Source organism: Sphingobium sp. TomMM15 (assembly GCF_055397045.1).
Map to the genome: position 1 here is coordinate 268,214 of NZ_AP027316.1, position 22,038 is coordinate 290,251.

At 58.6% G+C, this 22,038-nt stretch carries 18 protein-coding genes; 11 read left to right on the plus strand and 7 right to left on the minus strand.

Features of this window, described 5'->3' with window-relative positions; translation table 11 throughout:
• Positions 1-2 precede the first annotated feature (2 nt).
• Together ACZ51H_RS18215 and ACZ51H_RS18220 are read right to left on the minus strand one after the other, a co-directional pair.
• On the minus strand, positions 3-425 hold the full coding sequence (locus tag ACZ51H_RS18215) for a hypothetical protein (RefSeq protein WP_464803579.1): 423 nt from the start codon (positions 423-425) through the stop codon (positions 3-5).
• A gap of 402 nt (positions 426-827) precedes the next feature.
• Positions 828-1,406 carry a helix-turn-helix transcriptional regulator gene (locus ACZ51H_RS18220; protein WP_464803580.1) on the minus strand — a complete coding sequence of 193 codons (579 nt, stop codon included), beginning with the start codon at positions 1,404-1,406 and terminating at the stop codon, positions 828-830.
• A 287-nt stretch (positions 1,407-1,693) separates the two neighbouring features.
• On the opposite strand from ACZ51H_RS18220, the gene ACZ51H_RS18225 reads away from it, so the two are divergent.
• The 3 genes from ACZ51H_RS18225 to ACZ51H_RS18235 are packed head-to-tail and all read left to right on the plus strand — an operon-like array spanning position 1,694 to position 4,464.
• Positions 1,694-2,656: an MBL fold metallo-hydrolase gene (locus ACZ51H_RS18225; RefSeq protein WP_464803581.1), complete on the plus strand. Its 963-nt coding sequence runs from the start codon at positions 1,694-1,696 to the stop codon at positions 2,654-2,656.
• Positions 2,657-2,662: 6 nt separating this feature from the next.
• Positions 2,663-4,267, plus strand: coding sequence for an FAD-dependent oxidoreductase (locus ACZ51H_RS18230; RefSeq protein ID WP_464803582.1), 1,605 nt, complete (start codon positions 2,663-2,665; stop codon positions 4,265-4,267).
• Positions 4,264-4,464 (plus strand): DUF2783 domain-containing protein, encoded by a 201-nt coding sequence (locus ACZ51H_RS18235; protein ID WP_464803583.1) that lies wholly within the window; start codon positions 4,264-4,266, stop codon positions 4,462-4,464. Before ACZ51H_RS18230 ends, ACZ51H_RS18235 begins: the two co-directional genes overlap by 4 nt.
• Positions 4,465-4,518: 54 nt before the next feature.
• On the opposite strand, the gene maiA is transcribed toward ACZ51H_RS18235, so the two are convergent.
• From maiA to hmgA, 3 genes are read right to left on the minus strand one after another with little or no spacing between them, the layout of a single operon-like run.
• Complete coding sequence (maiA, locus tag ACZ51H_RS18240; RefSeq protein ID WP_464803584.1) at positions 4,519-5,166, minus strand: maleylacetoacetate isomerase; 648 nt, start codon at positions 5,164-5,166, stop codon at positions 4,519-4,521.
• Entirely contained in the window at positions 5,163-6,464 is a 1,302-nt protein-coding gene (gene fahA / locus ACZ51H_RS18245) for a fumarylacetoacetase (RefSeq protein ID WP_464803585.1), read from the minus strand. The genes maiA and fahA overlap by 4 nt, the downstream gene beginning before the upstream one ends.
• Positions 6,461-7,765 carry a homogentisate 1,2-dioxygenase gene (gene hmgA / locus ACZ51H_RS18250; RefSeq protein ID WP_464803714.1) on the minus strand — a complete coding sequence of 435 codons (1,305 nt, stop codon included), beginning with the start codon at positions 7,763-7,765 and terminating at the stop codon, positions 6,461-6,463. Before hmgA ends, fahA begins: the two co-directional genes overlap by 4 nt.
• A gap of 280 nt (positions 7,766-8,045) precedes the next feature.
• On the opposite strand from hmgA, the gene ACZ51H_RS18255 reads away from it, so the two are divergent.
• Positions 8,046-8,447, plus strand: a complete 402-nt coding sequence (locus ACZ51H_RS18255; protein ID WP_464803586.1) for a MarR family winged helix-turn-helix transcriptional regulator — start codon at positions 8,046-8,048, stop codon at positions 8,445-8,447.
• A gap of 161 nt (positions 8,448-8,608) precedes the next feature.
• Here ACZ51H_RS18255 and ACZ51H_RS18260 read toward each other — a convergent pair whose 3' ends face one another.
• Complete coding sequence (locus ACZ51H_RS18260) at positions 8,609-9,715, minus strand: AraC-like ligand-binding domain-containing protein (RefSeq protein ID WP_464803587.1); 1,107 nt, start codon at positions 9,713-9,715, stop codon at positions 8,609-8,611.
• Between the two features lie 115 nt (positions 9,716-9,830).
• Here ACZ51H_RS18260 and ACZ51H_RS18265 point away from each other — a divergent pair, with 115 nt between their 5' ends.
• From ACZ51H_RS18265 to ACZ51H_RS18285, 5 genes are all read left to right on the plus strand, one after another.
• Positions 9,831-12,263 carry a TonB-dependent receptor domain-containing protein gene (locus ACZ51H_RS18265; RefSeq protein WP_464803588.1) on the plus strand — a complete coding sequence of 811 codons (2,433 nt, stop codon included), beginning with the start codon at positions 9,831-9,833 and terminating at the stop codon, positions 12,261-12,263.
• Positions 12,264-12,283: 20 nt separating this feature from the next.
• Entirely contained in the window at positions 12,284-13,906 is a 1,623-nt protein-coding gene (locus tag ACZ51H_RS18270; protein ID WP_464803589.1) for a GMC family oxidoreductase, read from the plus strand.
• A gap of 86 nt (positions 13,907-13,992) precedes the next feature.
• A complete protein-coding gene (locus tag ACZ51H_RS18275; protein ID WP_464803590.1) occupies positions 13,993-15,399 on the plus strand; it encodes an aldehyde dehydrogenase family protein in 1,407 nt (468 codons plus the stop codon).
• 474 nt (positions 15,400-15,873) lie between these two features.
• On the plus strand, positions 15,874-18,000 hold the full coding sequence (locus ACZ51H_RS18280; protein WP_464803591.1) for a TonB-dependent receptor: 2,127 nt from the start codon (positions 15,874-15,876) through the stop codon (positions 17,998-18,000).
• Between the two features lie 127 nt (positions 18,001-18,127).
• The gene (locus ACZ51H_RS18285; protein WP_464803592.1) at positions 18,128-19,561 is read left to right on the plus strand and encodes an aldehyde dehydrogenase family protein; all 1,434 of its coding nucleotides are present in this window, start codon (positions 18,128-18,130) and stop codon (positions 19,559-19,561) included.
• Positions 19,562-19,669: 108 nt separating this feature from the next.
• On the opposite strand, the gene ACZ51H_RS18290 is transcribed toward ACZ51H_RS18285, so the two are convergent.
• Positions 19,670-20,275 (minus strand): TetR/AcrR family transcriptional regulator, encoded by a 606-nt coding sequence (locus ACZ51H_RS18290; protein ID WP_464803593.1) that lies wholly within the window; start codon positions 20,273-20,275, stop codon positions 19,670-19,672.
• Between the two features lie 185 nt (positions 20,276-20,460).
• Between ACZ51H_RS18290 and ACZ51H_RS18295 the strand changes: the two genes are divergently transcribed.
• Entirely contained in the window at positions 20,461-21,228 is a 768-nt protein-coding gene (locus tag ACZ51H_RS18295; protein WP_464803594.1) for an SDR family NAD(P)-dependent oxidoreductase, read from the plus strand.
• A gap of 152 nt (positions 21,229-21,380) precedes the next feature.
• A complete protein-coding gene (locus ACZ51H_RS18300; protein ID WP_464803595.1) occupies positions 21,381-21,872 on the plus strand; it encodes a flavin reductase family protein in 492 nt (163 codons plus the stop codon).
• The last annotated feature ends 166 nt before the right edge of the window (positions 21,873-22,038 follow it).

The following is a 22,038-nucleotide window of genomic DNA, read 5'->3' on the forward strand; positions in this document are numbered from 1 at the left end:
TGCTAATGCTGGATCAGTTTGCAGCCAACCAACTCGCTCACGACGCGCGCATCATAGGCGCCGGGAAAATCCTGACTACCGGTCGGGAGCTCGCCCTTGGATTTGTCCTTGGGATCAGCCTCAACCAATAAGAGGAACGGCTGAATTTTTAGACCCTTTGCGATCCTCTCGATATTGATCGAGACGTTGCGCTCGCCGCGTTCAATCCCGCCGAAATAGGTTCTGTCCCATCTAGATTTCATAGGCAAAATCTTGCTGGCTGAGGCCGGTCTCCATTCGAAATCGGCGAACATTCGTGGCCACGAGTGAGAACGACGAGGATGTGACGCTGCGGCGCTTTTCTCACCCAGATCATGGGTAGGAACAATTCGCGTAAGTACTTTCCTGGCCACGAACGACGGAACGATCATGCGGTTCTGGGCCATCGCCGGCCTTGGCATCATCGTCCGGTTGGAATGGGATGTCGCAAGCGACATTGCGGCTACCAGCCTGGTACAAATTCTGCCGGATCGGAGGGCGCCCGAGGCCGATGTGGTCGCATTGCTGAGCGCACGACATGGGCGGACGCGGCGAGCCTGCTTCCTGGATATGATGAAACATTCCCTCACACCGCTACCATGGCGTCCAACTGGTTGAACGACGTTCAAGTACCACTGATAGTCAAGCACGAGTTCGCACCGCAAATCACGACCTGATCGAACAGAGGGATTCGGCTCGTCTGCAAGCAGGAAATGAGGTGGCAACCAATCAGTCTGCTTTAGCGTATCCGGTCTCATCGGTGCCCACGGGCAAGCGGACCGTTACTTCTTGCCTGCTGGACAACGCTCCTACATCAAAGAAGGGAGAAATTCGGCAGCCGAACGCAATTGGTATTTGTCGTAGGCACGCTGCCGGTAGGTCAGCACCGTGCCCGAACGCATGCCGAGCGAGTCGGCTATCGCTTCAGCCGTCCATCCCGCGATCGATCTGGCGAGGACCTGCCGCTCCCTGAGCGTGAGCCCCTTGAATTCCAGTGCGATGCGGCCTTCCAACATTTCCACAAAATCAGCGGGATCCGTGCAACGGACCCTTCTGTTCAGCGCGGCAAGCGCCAAATCCGCGAGGCTCTCCAATCGGGCGGCGGCCGCATCGTCGGTGCATGACCTGACGTAAAAACTTAGAACAAGCGTCTCGGCCCGTCCACGCCAGCCGAAGCTCAACTTTTCGAAGAAACTGGGCTGTTCGAAGCATATCCTGCGATAGTCGGGAGCGACGATGTCGCAGCTATTCACATGGTGCACAAAGCCGGTTTCCTGTGGCAGCGCATGGGCTTCACACATCAGCGGATCGTGCCGGAAAAAACGCTGCAAGTATCCGTATACGCGAATATCTTGTTTGTCCAAGCAACTGGCGCTGACCAGCGGCACCGGCTTGCCGCCCTGCGTCGTCCGGTATCCGAATATCTCATCGACATCAACGAGCGAACGGGCAGCTTCGAGCAGCTTTGGTCCAAAAACCGGAGAGCCGGCAAGATCGATTAGCGACCCGCCGGCAAAGGCGCTCAGCGGCCGAATGCCAAACCCACGCACATCCTCCTCCTTGCTTTGCCAGACGGCCAACCGGTTCGTCCATCTTGTCCATAGAACGATGGACACACAGGGGGAAGCGTTTCGGTTATCCAGTCGTCGAAAGATTCACGAATGTTCAGGAGAATATGATGTCGAAGCCCTTTGCGTCCTCCGCGGATACGCAGCCGAAGACGGAGACATTGGAAATTCTGGCCGACGGCGTCTATGCGCTGACTGCGGAAGGAGATCCCAATGTCGGGGCGGTGGAGGGCGAGGATTTCATCGTCTGCATAGAGGCCCGCGCGACGCCTGCAGCCGCTAGGGACTGGCTGAAGCAATTGCGCCAGCATACGCAAAAGCCGGTCAAGCACCTCGTCTTGACACATTATCACGCGGTTCGCGTGCTGGGCGCGAGCGCGTTCGACGCGGAGAACATCATCACCAGCGAAAGGACCCGGCGGCTGATCGAAGAGCGCGGTCTGCAGGATTGGGCCAGCGAGTTCGGCCGGATGCCCCGCCTGTTCAAGGAGCCGGACGAAATTCCGGGACTGACGCGGCCGACGATCACCTTCGAAGATGAGATGCGCATCGAACTGGGCGGCGACCGGGGTCATTTGCTACTCAAATTCTGCGGACGCGGGCACACCGCCGGCGATATCGTGGTCTGGCATGAGAAATCGGGGACCTTGTTCGCCGGTGATCTGGTTGAGGCGGAAGCGGCGCTGTACACGGGCGACGCATTTCATTTCGACTGGTCATCGGACACGCTCGACGCCGTCAAGGCGTTCCGGTCGACCAATCTGGTTGGTGGCCGCGGCGCTGTGGCGCGCGGCGTTGACGCAACCGATCGGGCGGTCGAGCAGACGCGCGATTTCCTGAAGTCGATGATCGAGAATACGGGCCTTGTCCACCGCCAGGGCGGAACGCTCAAACAAGCCTTCGACGCCTGCCACGCTGCACTGGAACCGAAGTTCGGGCGTTGGCCCATCTTCGAACATTGCCTGCCGTTCGACGTCAAGCGCTTGTGGGACGAGATGGACGGTAAGGACTGGCCCGAAATCTGGACGATGGATCTGGACCGGGCGGTCTGGGCAGAACTTCAGGGCTGACCGGTCATGAGCGCGCGTATGCGTAAGGCCGTGCATGTGTGGCGGGAAATGGAACCCACCCCGCTTCCTATGAGTGCGGGGAAAGAGAAAGCGCCTGTCGTGATCGTGGGGTCTGGCCCGGTCGGTCTGGCGCAAGCGATTGACCTTGGCCAAAGGGGGCATGAGGTCATCGTCCTCGCCCGGTTCGACTTCGTGCCGGCAGGATCGAAGGCGATTTGCTTTTCGAAGCGCTCGCTCGACATCCTCGACCGTCTGGGCGTGGGGGAAAAGGCCGTCAGCAAAGGCGTGGTCTGGAACGTCGGCAAGGTGTTCTGGAAATCCAGTCGCGAACCGATCTATCAGTTCGACATGCTTCCTGTGAAGCAGCAGAAGATGCCTGGCTTCATCAACATCCAGCAATATCATCTGGAGGATCTGCTGCTGGAACGGCTGGCGGAATTGCCGGCCGTCACCATCCGCTGGGGCCACGAAGCCGTGTCGGTCGAACCTCATGCCGACGGGGTGGATGTCGGCGTCCGCACGGAAATGGGATCCTACACGATAGCGGCTCAATGGCTGATCGCCTGCGATGGCAGCAAGTCGCCAGTGCGAGCCATGCTCGGGCTGGACTTTGAGGGACGGGTATTCGAGGACAATTTCCTGATCGCGGACATCCGAATGAAGGAGGAACGTCCGTCGGAACGCTGGTTCTGGTTCGACCCGCCCTTCAATCCCGGTCAATCGGTACTCATGCACAAGCAGCCCGACGATGTCTGGCGTCTCGATTTCCAACTGGGTTGGAACATCAACCGGGAAGCCTGCATCAAACCGGAAAATGTCGATCCGCTGGTGCGGGCGATGCTGGGCGATGATGTCGAATATGAGCCCGAATGGTATAGCGTCTACACCTTTCAGTGCCGCCGCATGGCGCGCTTTGTTCACGGGCGGGTGATCTTCGCAGGCGACAGCGCGCATCTCGTTTCGCCTTTCGGCGCCCGCGGATGCAATGGCGGCTTCGCCGATATCGACAATCTGGGGTGGAAGATGGACCTGGTGCTTGGGGGCAAGGCGGATGTCCGCCTTCTGGAAAGCTATGACTATGAGGTTATCGTCACTGCGGACGAGAATATCCTCAATTCAACGCGATCAACCGATTTTCTCACTCCCAAGAGCGCGATCAGCCACGCCTTTCGCGATGCAGTGCTGGAACTGGCAACCGATTATCCCTTCGCCAGACCCTTTGTTAATTCGGGGCGCCTGTCTACGGCGGTCAGCTATCCGGAAAGCCGGCTCAATACGATCGATGCCGATGACTGGGAAGGCGAGGGCGTGCCGCCCGGCCATCCGATGCTCGATGCTCCGCTCGATTGCGGCTGGCTGTTGGAACGGCTCGGCAGCCGGTTCGTCCTGATCACGAGCGGCGCGATCGCGGCGGCGCCCGATGGCGTCGATTTACTCGATCTTGCCGCGGTGGACAGCTCCGGCGTCGCGGCGCGGCGGCTGGGTATCAAGCCGGGCAATGCATGCCTGGTGCGGCCGGATCAATATGTTTGTGCGCGCTGGCGCCGGCCGGATGCCGGCTTGGTCGCAAGAGCGCGGGATAAAGCGATAGGGCTGACCCAATGTCAATGATCCTTGAATCCAATCTATCTGATCACGACCGGATATATCAGTCCTTGATTGATCTGCATGCGGGAAAGACCGCGGCGGAGAGCGACAGGATCAACGCCAAGTTGATCCTGCTTCTTGCCAACCAGTTGGGCGATACTTCGCTGGTGCTGGAGGCGATCGCCCTGGCCGCAGCACCACCGGGCGCGACGCCGGCGTAGATGATGCTGCGGCCGCCGGCACGCTGGATCAGCCGCCAGAAGCGGTCCGTTTGGTCATGCCGGGCCGACATCCGGCTGAACCGAGGGATGCGCCGCCTGGAATTCGGGAAGCGCCGATGCCCTGGCCCCCGCCGCCACGAGTTTGGGGTAAGCGGATAGATCCACACCGAACCGCTCCGCCGAATAGAGTTGGGGCACGAGGTAACAGTCCGCGAATGTTGGGTGGCTGCCATAGGCAAATCCACCACCATGGCGCTCGACCATGGTCTCCAGGGCCGTAAAACCATCGCCCATCCAACGCGCGATCCATGCATCAACCTGCGCGGCATCGGCGCCAAGATCGTGGCGCAGCGCTTTCAACACCCGCAGATTGTTGAGAGGGTGGATATCGCATCCGATCAGCGATCCCATGGCGCGGACGATGGCGCGACCGGCGGCGTCGGCCGGCAGCAGCGGCGGCGCCGGCCAAAGCTCCTCGATCCATTCCAATATTGCCGGGCTCTGGCTGACGATCACGCCGTTGATTTCCAGCGCTGGAACCAGCCCTTGCGGTGCGATTGCGAGAAAGGAAGGGTCGTGCTGCTCTCCTATGCGCAGGTCATGCGACACCTGCGCATAGGATATCTGCTTCATGTTGAGGGCGATCCGGACGCGATAGGCCGCGCCGGATCGCCAGTAGCCGTGAAGGACGGGGTTCGTCATGGCGCGGGCAGAACGATGGCCCGGCACTCGCCAAATCCGATGGAGCGATATCCATCTCGCCGGGCGATTGCCTTCAGCAGCAGTTCGTCCCCGTCCTCCAGAAAAGTGCGCTCTTCTCCGGTCGGCAAAGCCAGGCTTTTGGCGCCTCCTCCGGTCAGTTCCAGCAAGCTGCCATAACTGTCAGGCGACGCCCCGGAGATGGTGCCGGTGCCGAGCAGGTCCCCCGGTCGCAGGTTGCAGCCGTTGGACGCATGATGAGTGACGATCTGCTGCGCCGTCCAATACATGTTGCAGGCATTGCCGTGCGAGAGCCGCTGCGGGGGCAGGCCGGCTTGCCGCATTTTGGCGCTGGCCAGATAGACTTCCAGATCGACGGCGAGCGCGCCGGTCTTCTGGTCGGCTTCATCCAGAAGATAGGGAAGGGGGGATGGATCACCGGCAGGCCGGGCGGGTTGCGCGGTGCGGAAGGGCGCCATCGCCTCCGCAGTCACGATCCATGGCGAAATGGTCGAATGAAAATTCTTCGCGAGAAACGGACCTAGCGGCACATATTCCCACGCCTGGAAGTCGCGTGCCGACCAGTCGTTGAGCAGACAAAAACCTGCAATATGATCGGCGGCCTGCGCGATCGGGATGGGCGTGCCCAGCTCGTTACCTGGGCCGATCCACAGGCCGAGTTCCAGTTCGTAATCGAGGCGGACGCTCGGCCCGAACACGGGTGCTTCGGCGTCCGGTGGTTTGCGCTGACCGGCGGGACGCCGCAAGGGCACGCCAGACGGCCGGATGGACGAGGCGCGTCCGTGATAGCCGATGGGAACATATTTATAGTTGGGAAGCAGCGGATTGTCGGGACGAAAGAGCTTCCCCACATTGGTTGCGTGATGAATCCCGACGTAAAAGTCCGTATAATCGCCAATCGCCGCAGGCAGATGGAGCGTGCAGTCGGCGGCCGCATGCAGCAACGGGCTAACCGTGCGAGCATGCGCAGGATCACTTAACAGGGCGCTCAACGCTTTACGCAGCGCGAGACGGGCCTGAGGGCCGCGGCCCAGCAGCGCGTTGAGATCCGGCGCCATGAGCAGGGCGGCCAGATTTTGGGGCAGGAGCGACGCCTCGGCAGCTGCCGGCAGATCGAGGACGAACTCGCCTATCGCCGTACCCGGACGGGGGGTATCGCCACCCACGGAAAAAATGCCGAGCGGAAGGTTCTGGATCGGGAAGTCATCGTGACCGCCGGCGCCTTCGACCCAGCTTGTGAGCTCCGGGTCATGCGTTTCGTCAATTGAGGGAAAGGTCACGCCACTCCACCTCTCAGATTGTCCGCAGGTGGAATCTGCGCTTTTTGAAATCCGCTCCAGCAATCGTCATAGTCGGATTGGCCAAGCGGGGTGGTGCTGGCAAAATGTGTCGGCCGGAAAATATACCGCGTTTCGAACATGAAGGCCATGGTTTCCTCTATCTTGTGCGGATGCAGGTCCGCCCGCACGGCCTGCTCATAACTCTCCCGATCGGGACCATGGCCAGACATGCAGTTATGAAGCGAGGCGCCGCCGGCCGCAAACCCGCCCGCCTTGGCATCATACTCGCCATGGACCAGGCCCATGAACTCGCTCATCACGTTACGATGGAACCAGGGCGGACGGAAGGTAGCCTCCGCCACCATCCAGCGAGGGGGGAAGATGACAAAGTCGCAATTGGCGGTTCCCGGCGTGTCGGTAGGGGAGGTCAGGACCGTGAAGATCGATGGATCCGGATGATCGAAGCTGACCGTGCTCATGGTATTGAAGTGGCGCAGGTCATAGCGGTAGGGGGCCAGATTCCCATGCCATGCGACAACGTCGAAGGGCGAATGCGGCAGTTGCGTCGTCCAGAGGCTGCCGCTGAATTTCTGTACGATCTCGAACGGATGGTCATCATCCTCAAACCATGCGACCGGCGTCTCGAAATCCCGAGGGTTGGCAAGCCCGTTGGAGCCGATCGGTCCGAGATCGGGCAGCCGGAAAAGCGGGCCATAATTTTCGCATACATAACCACGGGCGACCCCGTCCGGCAAGGTAACCCGGAAACGAAGGCCACGCGGAATGACGGCGATCTCCTGCGGTTTGACCGTCATCACCCCCAGCTCGGTCGTGATGTGCAGGGAACCCATCTGCGGTACGATCAGGAGTTCACCGTCGGCATTGGCGAAGGCCCGGCGCTCCATCGGCATATTGGCGGCGTAGAGATGCACCCCCAGCCCGGTAGCCGCAGCGGGATCGCCAGCGCCGCCATAGGTGACAAGGCCGTCGATGAAGTCGGTTGGCTCTTGCGGGATGGGAAGCGGGTCCCACCGCAAGCGGTTCGGCGTCGCGAGTGACTCGCAAAATGGGCCGGTCCGCAGGAGCGAATCGCGTTGATAAGGCTTAAACGCGGGATGGTTTGCAGTCGGCCGCAAACGATAGAGCCAACTCCGGCGATTTTCAGCACGCGGCGCGGTGAATGCCGTGCCCGAGAGCTGTTCGGCATAAAGTCCATAGGGAACCTGCTGCGGCGAGTTACGCCCTTTGGGCAAGGCGCCCTGAACCGCCTCGGTCGCGAAATGATTGCCGAAGCCAACCATGAAAGGCTGTGAACCGCCCGCACCGGGGGCGGCCGTGCCTGCAGTCGCGTCGCGTTGATCATTCATGTCAGTTTTCCCGCCTCCCACGCGTCAACCGCCAGACAGATCGGCCGTTGATATGGTAACATATGAGACTAATATGCGGGATTGCCGCACTGGTGTCAAATGTTACTATATGCACATGGTTGCTACATCGCTTCAGCTCGACGCCTTCATCCCCTACCGGCTGTCCTTCACCTCCGGTCTTGTGAGCGATACCATCGCGGCCATCTATGAGAGCATGTTCCAGCTGACGATACCGGAATGGCGTATCCTGGCGTGGGTGTCGGAGAAGGATGGCATCACCCAGCAGGAAATTTGCGCTTTGACTCGAATGGGCAAGGTGACGGTCAGCCGGGCCGCAATTTCCCTTACCAAACGCGGCCTGTTGCGAAGTTCGCCCAACCCGGATGACCGGCGATCCCATTTGTTGGTGTTGAGCGAAGAAGGCCGTAAACTCTATGCATCGATCGCGCCGAAGGCGCTCCAGATCGAGCGCCAGATTTTTCAGAGTTTCGACAAGGACGAACTTGCTCGCTTCGTGTCCATGCTTCGGCGGATCGACGCCATTGTTCTGGATGCCAGCGCACTGAACAGCGAGAAGGCCGGCCAGAAAAAGCAGCGGGCATTCGATACCGGTTGAAGCTCAGGCCGTCCTGAGATCGGAAGCCGCAGGCATAACAAGGGCGCAGACCGCTGCACCAGAGCAGGTTCCGATCCGGTTGCATCGGATCGGCTGCGCTAGTCTTTTGATTTGACGCGTTTTCCGAGTCAGCAGGTGATACCGGCTGCTTCGAAAACGCTCTATCCGGCAAGATTGTTTGAAAAAGCGTGCGGGGATCGTTTTCTATGTTCGCGCGGCGTGCATCCAAAAATGGTGCGAAAACTGCGTGCGAAGTAAGTCAGGTCATTAAATCCTACATCCATTGCGACTTCTGTAATGGAGCGATCGGTCAGTTCCAACTTCCTCGCGGCTTCGTTAATGCGCAAGCGCAAGATATAAGCCGACGGCGTGGTGCCGCGCATTGCAAATATTTTCTGTATATTCCGGAGCGACAATCCTGTTTCCTCAGCAATTTGCTGTACCCCGAAGCCAGGCGACATAAAATTGATCTCGGCGCACTGGATAACCCGCCGTTCCAACCTTCCTTCCTTTGCGGCCGGTTCCAGGGCCAGCATGGGTCCGGCGCACATTGCGACGAATTCCGCGCATACCGACGCCATCCCATTCCAGTTTTCGTGGGACTCTATTTGTCCGGCTTGCGCCTGGAGGGAGCGCAGGAAGGATAGAAACAGCGCGGTTTGTCCCGACACGCCTGGGATTCTCAAACCTACGGCATCGTCAATTGTTGGAAACCGCCGGCGCAATTGGGCCGCAGGCAAGCGCACCACCAGGAAGGTTGCCGGTTCGGCAAAGCCCAGCATATATGGCCGGGTGGTATCGCACATGGCGAAATCGCCCACCTGAAGCACGGCTTCTTTGCCACCCTGCCTGTTGATGCTCCGCCCCGAAAGTTGGAAGTGCAGCAGGAAATGGGGATCGTCTGCGTTATTCCTCACATGATCACGGGTATGGACGACATGCGACGCTGCAGCCGCAGCTTCAGCGATAGCAATGTCGCCGATGCGAATACGCTCCAGGCTGGCCGAGAAGGAATCCGGATGGTCGGCATCAATTGTCAGCCCGGTAAAGGTCTGATTGGTCAGGTCGTTCCAAAATGTCAGCCGTTGCTCAGACTCGACGCTGCTCGTTGCAAATCGCTCGATCAAAACGGGTGATTTAGTGCACTCATCCAGACGCAAAGCCGAAAACCCTGCCATTACGTCCTCCCCACGGTTGTCCCTGCTTTCGGCGGAGTAGGCCGCAGTTTGTTTTGCCTTGTCAAGTTTATCGGCCGGCAGCGGCTTCACCGAACGCTTCAGTCCTAATTTGGTTCGCCTGGGGCCGAGCACGCATTGCTTCCCTGCGATATCCGAAGTCAACAGGCTGCACAAAACAGCATTTGAATGTTGAGGGGAGAGAAACATGAATAGAATGATTCGCTACGCTTCGGGTGTCGCCATGACTGCCCTGGCGTTTGCAGGGGGTGGCGCATGGGCGCAGGATAGCTCGCCCCCAGCGGCGCAGGTTCAGGAAACCGGCGACGCGACCGGACTGTCCGACATTGTCGTTACTGCCCGGCGCCGTTCCGAAAATCTCCAGACAGTTCCCGTCACCGTTTCTGCATTCAACAGCGATACGCTAACGGCGCGCGGTATTTCGGACACCATCCAGCTTGCGCAAACGGTGCCCAACGTCGTGTTCGATTCCACGTCGTCCTTTTCCGGCGCAGCATCGGCCTTTCAGGCGTTCGTGCGCGGCATTGGCCAGTCCGACTTTGCCGTCAACACCGATCCCGGCGTCGGCGTTTATGTGGACGGCGTCTATATCGCGCGCACCGTGGGCGCCGTTACCGACCTGATGGATGTGAGTGGCGTCGAAGTGCTCAAAGGGCCACAGGGCACATTGTTCGGCCGCAATACCATTGGCGGCGCGCTCAATGTAACCACGCGCGATCCCGGCGGCGAATTCGCCTTCAAGGGCATGGTGCAATATGGCCGTTACAACCAGATCCGCACCGGCGGAACCCTGGATATACCGATCAGCGACAATGCCGGAGCGATCTTCTCCTTCCTCACCAACAGCCGCGACGGCTATGTTGATCGCATTCCCTTCCCAGGACTGCCTGGAACCACGGGATCCCAGCTGGGCCAGATTCTCGTCGCCGATAAGAACAGCACAGGAAAAGCCGGCGCGGAAAATAACCAGACGCTGCGCGGGAAGTTCCGCTGGCAGGGCGATGCTCTGACCGTGACGCTGGCGGGCGACTATGTGCGCACGCGCGATGCAGCGCCACCCAATACATTGCTGAGCGCATCGCTCGACCCCATCAATTCTCTGTCCGCCGTCTATAATGGCTGCCTGTTGGCCCTGGCGCCCCAGCCGCTGTGCGCGGTGTCCGCCTATATTCCTTATGGCGCGAATGTCGATGCCAATCCGAACAACGACCTGCCGCTTTATGACGATCGCTTCCTGACTGGAGACAAGGACAAGACCTACGCAACCGGGGCCAATTTCTCCAACATCGACGCCTGGGGCAGCGCGCTTACGCTGAACTATGAATTGTCGCCGCTTGCATCGATCAAGTCCATTACGGCCTATCGTGAACTTCGTGCAAAATTTGGCACCGATGTGGACGGATCGCCGCTCGACATCGACCAGACTACCTTCGCCATCAAACAGCATCAGTTCAGCCAGGAATTCCAACTCAATGCGAAATCGTTCGACATCCTGACCTATACGCTGGGCGCATATTATTTCCGCGAAGGCGCGTTGCAGACCGACTTTGTGCCATTGGGTCAGGGCCTGTTGCAGATCTTTGGGCCAAACAAGCAAAAAACCGAGAACTGGGCTGTGTTCGGCGAAATGAATGTCGCCGTTACGGATCGCCTTAATCTCGTGCTGGGCGGACGATATACGAGCGAGGTCAAAAAGCTGAACCTCAACCAGCAGAATCTAACTGATTTCTTCGACATCATCCTGCCGCCGGAAGCTTTCCCCCGCGCCGACCACAGCTTCCTGGGCCCGGAAGGAACGCAACGGCTGAAATTCACCAACTTCTCTGTGCGGGCGGGCTTGAATTATCAGATCACCAATGATCTGTTCGCCTATGCGACCTTCAGCCAGGGTTTCAAGTCCGGGGGCTTCACCACCCGGCTAACCGCACCATATAATCCGGCGTTTCCAGGTAATGTCGGGCTTCCTTCACTGACCTTCCAGCCGGAAAAGGCTGACAACTACGAAGTGGGCCTGAAAACGCAGATGTTCGACCGGAAAGTCCGGCTGAATCTCGCAGGTTTCTGGAACAACTACACGAATATTCAAGTGGTCGTACAACGGGGCATCACCCCGGCGAACGAAAATGCAGCAAAGGGCAGGATACGTGGGTTTGAGGCGGAGCTGGACGCTTTGCCGACGCCGGATCTGCGCCTGGGTGCATCGGTAGGCTATCTTGATGCTGAATATACCGAACTGAACTTTCCCGCGGGTGCAGCCCCCTTTGGGCTGGACGCACGCTTTCAGAAAACGCCGGAATGGACTTTGAGCGGGTCGGTTAATTATACAATTCGCCTTTCCCAGGGCAGCCGCATCGATCTCAACGCAAACAACAGCTATCGCACGACCGTATACAATGATGCCGAAAATACACCCTTGCTGAAGCAGGGGCCGGTCAATCTGACCAATGCGTCAGTCGCGTACACCACTGCCGATGAACGATTGAAGCTGACGATCGGCGGCAAAAACATCTTCAACAAACGTTACCTGATCGCAGGATTTAACACGGCGAGTGTTGGCTTTGCCGAAGGAACTTACGCACGGCCGGCTGAATGGTACCTGCGCGCCGATTTCTCGCTCTGATCAGCGCCAAAGGGTAGATCATGCCAGATAGCTATGACTATATCATCATTGGTTCCGGTTCGGCAGGCTGCGTTGCAGCCTGCCGCATCATCGAGCGGACGAACGCCAAGGTGCTTCTGCTGGAAGCGGGCGGATCGGACGACGATAAATTCATTCGGATGCCCGCAGGCGTGCCGCGGGTCATTCCCACCAAGACATGGGCCTATGAAACGGAAGCGGAAGCGCCGACACTGAACCGGCGCATGTTCGTCGGGCAGGGGAAGGTTCTGGGCGGCAGTTCGTCGGTCAACGGCATGATATATATTCGCGGCCAGCGCGAAGATTACGACGGATGGCGTGACGCATATGGGTGCACCGGCTGGGACTATGACAGCCTGCTGCCCTATTTCATTCGTTCGGAGGCAAATGAAAGCCTGTCGAACCAATATCATGGCACCTCCGGGCCCCTGCCGGTCAGCGAGAACCGCTTCCGCCACCCCCTGTCCATGGCGTTTATCCGGGCGGCGCAGGAAAGCGGCCTGCCCTATGTTGTCGATTTCAATGGCGCATCCCAGGAGGGTGCCGGCTGGTATCAGACCACGACGCGAAACGGGGAACGCGCCAGCACCGCCCAAACCTACCTGAAACAGGTGGCGAACAGTGCGAACCTCGACCTGCAACTTGATGCTTTGGTACAGCGGATCATCATCGAGGATGGGCGTGCCACCGGCGTCGTCTATAGCCGTAAGAACGGTCCGCCGGTCACCGTCTTTGCAAGGGCTGAAGTCATACTGGCCGCCGGCGCCATCGGCAGTCCCAAGGTGCTTCTGCTCTCTGGCATCGGGCCGCAAAGAGAATTGCAACAAATGGGCATCGCGCCCGTCGCCGATCTGCCGGTAGGTGAAAATTACCATGACCACCTGCATTTGTCCGTCAACTCTGCGACGCCCGCACCCACAACTCTCGATGGGCAGGACAAGGGTCTGAAAGCGCTCCGAAACGGCGTGGAATGGATGTTGTTTCGAAGCGGGGTAGTATCATCGAACATATTGGAAGCCGGCGCGTTTATCGATACCGCCGGGGATGGGCGCCCAGACGCCCAAATTCATTTCCTTCCCCTGCTCGACCGCTGGGACGACCCTGACGGTATCACGAATAACTATCGCCACGGGTTGACGCTCAAGGTCGGCCATTTGCGCCCCAAGGCGCGAGGACGATTGAGGCTGGCCAGCCGTGATCCCCACGACATGGTGAAGATCCACGCCAATCTGCTGGGTCATCCCGATGATGTCGCTGGACAGATTCGTGCGGCCAAGGCCGCGCTGAAGATCGCGCATTCACCCTCACTGCAAGCAGTAGCGCCAGAGACATTCTCTCCCGTGCCGACATCTTTCGACGCTGGCGGCGCGCCGGTTTACGCCGACGCTGATCTGGAAACGTGGGTGCGGCGGACATGCAAGACGGTTTATCATCCCGTCGGAACATGCCGAATGGGCACGGACCCGGCCGACTCGGTGGTCGACCTGTCGCTACGCGTTCATAAAATCAGCGGGCTGCGCGTCATCGACGGGTCGGTTTTCCCGCACGTCACCAGCGGCAACACGAACGCGCCTGTTATCGCAGTAGCAGAAAAGGCCATGGATCTGCTTTTGGGAAATCGCTGATCCTGGGTGTTTGTGTATTTCGGGTAAACTGAAGAATTTTGCTGGCGGCAGATTTTTTACCAGCCAGCTTGAACGGGAGAGTTGCGATGACAGTCGCGGGCGCAGTGATCGGCGGAGCCTCTATCGGCGGGGGGCATCCGATGACCGTAATCAATCCATCGACCGGGCAGCCTGCCGGCACGGTCGATGGCGGCGGCGAAAAAGAAGTGCTTGCGGCGGTCGCAGCCGCCAAAGCCGCCTTTCCCGCTTGGGCGGCGCTTTCAGACGCTGATAGACAGGAACTGCTCTGCCGATGCGCCGATGTCATAGAAGAGCATACCGAAGAGCTTGCCCGTTTGCTCACTTCTGAACAGGGCAAGCCGCTTGGCGGCATGGGCTCACGCTTTGAAATCGGCGGCGCGGTGGCTTGGACCAGGGCAACGGCGGCTCTCCAGCTATCGGTAGATACTATCCAGGATGATGCGAGCGCCAATGTCACCGTGCAGCGCAGGCCACTTGGCGTGGTCGCGTCAATAACGCCGTGGAACTGGCCAGTGATGATCGCGATCTGGCATATCATGCCAGCTCTGCGTGCCGGCAACACCGTGGTTATCAAGCCGTCGCCTTACACCCCGCTCGCCACGCTCCGCATCGTCGAGAAGCTCCAGCAGGTGCTGCCTGCCGGGGTGCTCAACGCGGTGGCGGGCAGCGATGCAATCGGGCCTATGCTCACTGCCAATCCTGACATCGCGAAGATCACCTTCACCGGCTCCACCCCGACCGGGCAGAAGGTGATGGAAAGCGCCGCTTCTACGCTGAAGCGCCTGACGCTTGAACTGGGGGGTAACGATGCGGGGATTGTTCTGCCGGATTGCGATCCTGCGACGATCGCCGAGGGCCTCTTTTGGGGTGCGTTCCTGAACAACGGACAGACGTGCGCCGCGTTGAAGCGCCTCTATGTACATAATGATATCTACGATGCCGTTTGTACCGAACTGGTCGCTTATGCCAAAACGGTGGCGGTCGGCGATGGGCTGGACGAGGCCAGCCTGCTTGGTCCGATCCAGAACCGGATGCAGCTTGAGAAGGTGGCAAAGCTAGTCGATGCCGCCAAAGAGGATGGCGCAAAGATCCTGCTGGGTGGAACACGGAATGAAGGCGCCGGATTTTTCTATCCGGTCACCCTTGTCGCCGAAGCGCGCGACGGCATGGCGCTGGTGGATGAGGAGCAGTTTGGGCCGGCATTGCCGATCATTCGCTACGACGATATCGGCGAGGTCATATCCCGAGCGAACCGTCTCGACTTCGGCCTGGGTGGATCGATCTGGTCATCGGACCAGGCACGCGCGCGCGAACTGGCACTGCAACTGGAGTGCGGCACCGTGTGGGTGAACAAACATGGCGCGCTGCGACCGGATATACCGTTTGGCGGCATCAAGGCATCGGGTTTCGGAGTCGAGTTCGGCCAATATGGCCTGGAAGAGTTCGTCTCGTTACAGGTGGTCCACGATTAGGCCGGATCTGTAATCCACGGCGCAAAGGTCGCCGCCGATATCGCCCCGAGGCGGCGGATAGCCGCCGGGGCCTGCACATCTACGCTATGAAATTCATGGGCGCGGGTTGCGCGCTCACGGCCACCGTCGGCGGCAAGCAAGTCGTTCAAGGCGATATTGGCTACAGAGCGTTGACCTGGGCCGGAATTGTCGAGCCGCTCGATCCCGCAGGGATATGGGCGCGCCCGTCGTGAACTATACTCATGGGTAAAATCCACCTGATCGATTGCCCGGCGGCGTAATCGAAACCGCAGGCGGCGGCGCATGCCCGGTCACCTGTTGCGTCCCAAATCTGCAGCAGAAATTTCACCACGCAGGCAGGCTCCTAGCCTCCCAAAACGTACCACGTGGAACAAAAAAATTGACATCATCGACTCAGAGGTTTAATCAATTGCCCATCCCAGCCGAAGACTGGAACAATTAGGGAGGACCGCAATGTTTCGCCATAGCATGTACCGATTGGCTCTGATCACTGGAACCAGCTTACTGACGTGGGCGACGGCGGTACAGGCGCAAGAACAGTCACCGGTATCTTCCAGCGAAGCGAACGACAGGACGCAACTGGAGGATATAATTGTTACTGCGCAGAAGCGCGGTGAGAACTTGCAGGACACACCGGTCTCGGTCTCGGCAATAAGCGGAGAGGCTCTTACAAGGCAGGGTATTGACGATACGACACAGCTGACCGCGGCAGTCCCGAGCTTAGTATTTTCTCGTACAGTGAACGTCGGGAATTTTTATCTCCGGGGTGTGGGCACCAACCTGTTCGATCCGAGTTCGGAGCAAACAGTCGGGGTATTTGTCGATGGCGTATACATGCCCAATCCCACCGCAAACCAGTTCAAGCTGACGGATATTGAACGGATAGAGGTTCTTAAAGGGCCGCAGGGCACACTCTTTGGCCGCAATACGACGGGTGGTGTGATCCAGGTGGTCACCAGAAAGCCGTCACAGGAGCCTGCACTCGAAATCAGCGCAGGGTACGACAATTACCGGACGGCATCGGTAAGCGCCTATGCCACGACGGGCATCAGCGACGATGTGGCTATCAGCTTGTCGGGCTTTTATGAAGATCAGGACAGGCCCTATGGGCGCAACCTGGTCAACAACAAGCCGGCAGTCGCGGCGGATGGCAATTTCGGCGTCAGAGGCGTTCTGTTGTTCGAGCCCACTCCGGCTACCGAAATCAAGCTTTCTGCTGACTATATGCGCTCAAAGAGCAGCCTATATTATCACATACCCAAGGGATTGGTGGGGCCGGATGGCGTCACAACATACCAGGGCCGATATAACTACTCTGTGTCGCAGGATGCGTTCAACCTGCTCCGGACGGGCGGCGTTTCGCTGCATGTCACCCAGGATCTGGGCGGAGTGTCGCTCGTCAGCATATCTGCGTACCGGAAGGCAAGGTCGCACACGGGACTGGACCAGGATGTCACGCCAGCTGTCATTTTGGACGCCAACATAAAAACTAAATCGACCGAATGGACCCAAGAGTTGCAACTGCAAAGCGACAAGACGGGAGCATTTAAGTGGATTATCGGCGGCTATTACTTCAATTACAAAGCTGGATATGATCCGGCGGTCATTAACAGCACGATTGTTGTGAAGGATCATCAGCGTACTGAATCCTATGCTGGTTTTGCGCAAGCTTCCTATGATTTAACCGAACGAACCACCGCAACTGCCGGAATCCGGTACACCTACGAAAAACAAAAATATGTGCTGCCGGCTTTTACTGCGCTCAACGATAGCGCAACAACCAATCGCGTTACTTGGCGGCTATCGCTCGACCACCACTTCACTGATGACGTGATGGGCTATGTTTCGTGGAATCGCGGGTCGAAGAGCGGCGGCTTCAACTTGCTCGTCCCGGGTACTCCGCCATTCGGACCAGAAACCGTCGACGCCTATGAGGTGGGGTTGAAATCGGAGTTGCTGGACCGGCGCGTCCGTTTGAACATGGCGGCCTTTTATTACGACTATCGAGACATTCAAGTTCAGACCCCGATTTCGGGTGCCACTGCGACCAGCAATGGCCCCAAGGCGAAGGTGCAGGGGATTGAGGCAGACTTGCAGGCCCTCGTTACGGATGGCCTGACGATCAGCAGCGGATTTGTCCTGCTCGACAACAAGTTCACAAAATTCCCCAATGGCGTCGCCATTTCGGCAAATGGCGTGGGCGCTAACTGCGCGCTCACCCCAACCCTGTGTGATTTCAAGGACAATTACCTCCCCGCCAGTCCAAAATTTTCTGCGAACATTGGCGCGGAATATGAGATCAGGACCGATTGGGGAACGATCACGCCCAGTGCGACTTTGCTGTATAATGACGGCTATTATTATTATCCGGACAACCGCGTGCGGCAGCCGAGTTACTTTTTGCTCAACGCGTCACTAACATGGCGATCGAAGAATGATCGATACGGCATAACGATTTATGGCCGGAACATAACGGACACGAACTATTTCGAAGCTCGTGCTGAACAACTGGGTCTGAGCGATGTGGACTTCAACGCAGCGCCCGCAACAGTGGGTGTAACCTTCAGTGCAAAATATTGATTGCTGTATAGGGCTCGGAACGGCCCTCATTTGCGACTGAATGCGATGGGAGACCTTACCGCGACGTAGACTTGCGGCAAGGTCTTCCGTCATGAGTTCGATATTCCGCCTGGCCAAGGAGACCGTCGTGCGCGATTTTACAAAATTCTATATAAATGGCGAGTGGGTTGCCCCCGTTGCTCCCAGGCCGCACGACGTCATCAATCCGGCAACGGAAACTCCCGCTGGTCGCATCAGCCTCGGTTCGGCAGAAGATGTCGATCGTGCCGCGCGGGCTGCTCGCCAGGCGTTCCCAAGCTTTTCATCGACGACCCGGGAGGACCGCATCGATCTTCTGCAAGCTATAATCGCCCAATATCAGGCGCGCTATGCCGATATGGCCGCAGCTATCACCGAGGAAATGGGCGCCCCGGCCAAGCTCGCGACGGAGGCGCAGGCAGCTATCGGCCTCGCGCATCTTCAGACTGCGATCGCGGTGCTCAAAGACTATCGGTTTGAGGAACGGCGCGGCTCTACCTGGATCGTCAAGGAGCCGATCGGCGTCTGCGGCTTTATCACGCCCTGGAACTGGCCCATCAACCAGATCGCCACCAAAGTGGCGCCTGCCATCGCGACGGGCTGCACGATGGTGTTGAAGCCATCCGAAGTGGCGCCGTTCAGCGGCTATATCTGGAGCGAGATTTTGCACGCGGCGGGCGTGCCGGCTGGGGTGTATAATATGGTTAATGGCGACGGCCCTTCTGTCGGCGCCGCAATTGCATCGCACCCGGAGATCGACATGGTGAGCTTCACCGGCTCGACCCGTGCGGGCATCGAAGTCGCGCGCAACGCAGCAGGGACTGTGAAGCGCGTTAATCAGGAACTCGGCGGTAAATCGCCGAACATCATTCTGGGCGATGCCGACTTGGTAAAGGCGGTGTCCGGCGGGATCCAGGCAATGATGATGAATTCCGGGCAATCATGCAACGCACCTTCCCGCATGCTTGTGCCCAACGATCGCATGGACGAGGTTAAAGCCATCGCCAGACAAGTTGTCGAAGCCATGACCGTCGGTGACCCCAATAGCGACGTCCAGCTCGGCCCAGTCGTTTCGGAACTCCAGTGGAACAAGATCCAGTCGCTCATCCAGTCGGGGATCGATGAGGGTGCAACACTGGTTGCTGGTGGAACGGGCAAGCCGAAGGGGTTGGACAGGGGCTATTATGTAAAGCCGACCATATTCGCAGACGTTAGCAGCGCCATGACGATAGCGCGCGAGGAAATATTCGGCCCCGTTTTGGCCGTTCTTGGCTACGCGTCGGAAGACGAAGCGATCGCGATTGCAAATGATACGCCTTATGGCCTGGCCGCCTATGTCCAGGGCGAGCCGGCACATGCGCGAGAAGTGTCCAAGTCACTTCGAGCTGGGCAGGTGATCCTCAACGGCGCAGGCCTTGATTTCATGGCTCCCTTTGGCGGCTACAAACAGTCGGGCAATGGCCGGGAATGGGGCGATCATGCATTCGCCGAATTCCTTGAAACAAAGGCGGTTGTCGGTGTTGGGGAAGCGATACCGGCATAAAATCGAAGCCGAATAGGGTTGGCATCGCGGGGAGTTGCATTGCTTGGGCAGGCGGCACGGCGGGGCAGTCCATTTGCTGGGCGTGCAACGCCCGCCGCCAAGCTCCTGCTATGCCTCTCCCTTTGAGTTGCCGCGTTCCAATAGTTCAAGAACGCGATGGAAGGCTTCGTCGGCTGCTTCGCGGTTGTGCGTGGCAGTTAGCTGAAGCGCAAGGCCATGAACCGCTCCAAGGACGATCCGCCCGTCTGCAGCCGCTTTTTCGGGCGGAGAACCCATTTGTTCACAGATGTAACTAAGTGGTTCAACCCACGATTCGATGATAGTGGGTAACAACTCGCCTGCGTAACCACGTCCGCCCAGGGCCTGCGAGAAGACCTCAATCCACAAGCGCGCTCCCATCTCTCGTTCCGGAGCGACGATGAACCGCCAGAACTGCCAGAGTTTTTCCTTGGGCGATATCTCCTGATTTGCGCGCAATTCGTTGAAAAAACGCATGGAATCCCGTTCTTTCGCTTTCATCAACTCCGCCATCAAGCCTTCTTTGGACTCGAAATAATAGAGCAGCATCCGGTGGCTGGTGCCCAGTTCCGTCGCGAGTTGGCGAAGAGGGATGTCGCTTATGCCATGGTGGTGCGCGAGTTCGTTAGCCGCTTGCAGCAGCTTTTCACGACCCTTGATCTTGCGGCTTGATTTGGACGGCGTGTCAGTTGCCAAGTTCCCGAACTCCTGAAGGCTGTTGGCTTAAATTTCGCGGTTACAGAGATTTCCGGTCTCCACAAAATAATGATGGTGCGCAAGGCCGACAATGCCCGCTTGACCATAAATGTTCCAGTTGGTACATGATGTGCCGCCATAAGAGCCGGGCGTCGGGCGCCCGGCGGAACTCGAGAGGAAGCGGAATGGAACTCGGAATTCGCGGCAAAAACGCAATTATTACTGGTGGTTCTCAGGGTATTGGATTGGGGATCGCGCAGGTTCTCGCCGATGAAGGCGCCAATGTTGCGATCTGTGCCCGCAGCGCGGACCGGGTGGCGCAAGCAGTCGAAACGCTAGCGGCGAAGGGGGTTCGCGCCACTGGCGCGAGCGTCGACGTCACCGATACCGAAGCGCTGCGCGCCTGGGTTGATTCTGTTGCGGGGGAACTGGGCGGCATCGACATTGTAGTCGCCAACACATCCGCCTTTTCAATCACCAATTCTCTCGACGACTGGCGCAGCGGCTTCGAAGTTGATTTGATCGGCAATGTTTCCTTAATCCAGGCCGCAGCTCCCTACCTTGAGAAGTCATCGAGCGGTGTCGTGACCATCATCTCGTCAATCGCAGGGGTTCAGCACTGGGCGTTCGAAGCCGACATGGCCTATGGCAGTTTCAAGGCGGCTCTCATCCATCATGCCAAGGCATTGTCGCGCACATGGTCCTCCAAGGGCATTCGGGTAAACTCCGTGAGTCCCGGGCCAGTATATAGTTCGGATGGTCCCTGGGGACAGGTTCAGCAAGCGCATCCCGAACTTTATGAAGCCATGCTCGCTGAAGCGCCCTTTGGACGCATGGGCACCCCCGAAGAGATCGGGGCGGCGGTAGCTTTCCTTTCAAGCAGCCGGGCGGCCTATATCAGCGGCATCAATCTGGTGATTGATGGTAATCTTTCGAGCCGCGTCCAATATTGATGGCTTGACGAGCAATTGGATTGGCATTTGGGAATGCCGGTCCGGTTTCGTCCAAGTGACGAGCGGGCGGGTCCTTCGGCAGTCTTGCCTTCACCCTAAGGACCCGCCCGCATAAATCGAAGAAGGTAGGAATGACAGAAGAGGCGCCGCGCATGAGCAGCCCTGTCGAGGCCAGTAACTTTCGCCGGGTGTTGGGCCATTATCCAACGGGTGTATGTATTGTGACCGCCACGCCCGTGGATGGAAGGGCAACCGGGATGGTGGTCGGATCCTTCACCTCCGTGTCACTCGACCCTCCCTTGGTCGCTTTCTTTCCGGCCAAGATATCGGCCAGCTGGCCGCGCATCCAGACGGCCGGTAAATTCTGCGTCAACGTGCTTGCGAGCGATCAGCGGTCGTTGTGCCAGGATTTTGGGGGGCGGGGAATGGCCAAACTGGCAGGCCTGCCGCATCGCATTTCCGTCAATGGTTCACCTATTCTCGATGACGTTCTGGCATGGATCGACTGCACGCTGGATGCGGTGCATGAAGCCGGGGATCACTACGTGGTGATCGGGCGCGTGGTGGCGCTGGAAGTTGAACGCTATGGTTCTCCGCTGCTGTTTTTCCGGGGCGGCTATGGCGCATTTTCGCAATTCCAATAGCATCGATGTCTGCCCGATCTGCGGCCATGATCTTGGATCTCCCCTTGGTCGGCGTTCGGACCCGCGCCGCACATTAAGGGCATCCTCGGTTGGACCATGAAACCGCTTGACGGAATGTTCCAAGTGGTACAACATGTACCAATAGGTTCAAAAATAGGAGATGAGG

Coding starts and splice junctions, on each gene's coding strand:
- ACZ51H_RS18230 (WP_464803582.1), top strand. CDS start 2,663: ATGAGCGCGCGTATGCGTAAGGCCGTGCATGTGTGGCGGGAAATGGAA.
- maiA (WP_464803584.1), bottom strand. CDS start 5,166: ATGACGAACCCCGTCCTTCACGGCTACTGGCGATCCGGCGCGGCCTAT.
- ACZ51H_RS18280 (WP_464803591.1), top strand. CDS start 15,874: ATGTTTCGCCATAGCATGTACCGATTGGCTCTGATCACTGGAACCAGC.
- ACZ51H_RS18215 (WP_464803579.1), bottom strand. CDS start 425: ATGGCCCAGAACCGCATGATCGTTCCGTCGTTCGTGGCCAGGAAAGTA.
- ACZ51H_RS18255 (WP_464803586.1), top strand. CDS start 8,046: ATGTTCCAGCTGACGATACCGGAATGGCGTATCCTGGCGTGGGTGTCG.
- ACZ51H_RS18225 (WP_464803581.1), top strand. CDS start 1,694: ATGATGTCGAAGCCCTTTGCGTCCTCCGCGGATACGCAGCCGAAGACG.
- hmgA (WP_464803714.1), bottom strand. CDS start 7,765: ATGGTTGGCTTCGGCAATCATTTCGCGACCGAGGCGGTTCAGGGCGCC.
- ACZ51H_RS18295 (WP_464803594.1), top strand. CDS start 20,461: ATGGAACTCGGAATTCGCGGCAAAAACGCAATTATTACTGGTGGTTCT.
- ACZ51H_RS18275 (WP_464803590.1), top strand. CDS start 13,993: ATGACAGTCGCGGGCGCAGTGATCGGCGGAGCCTCTATCGGCGGGGGG.
- ACZ51H_RS18270 (WP_464803589.1), top strand. CDS start 12,284: ATGCCAGATAGCTATGACTATATCATCATTGGTTCCGGTTCGGCAGGC.
- ACZ51H_RS18300 (WP_464803595.1), top strand. CDS start 21,381: ATGAGCAGCCCTGTCGAGGCCAGTAACTTTCGCCGGGTGTTGGGCCAT.
- ACZ51H_RS18235 (WP_464803583.1), top strand. CDS start 4,264: ATGATCCTTGAATCCAATCTATCTGATCACGACCGGATATATCAGTCC.
- ACZ51H_RS18265 (WP_464803588.1), top strand. CDS start 9,831: ATGAATAGAATGATTCGCTACGCTTCGGGTGTCGCCATGACTGCCCTG.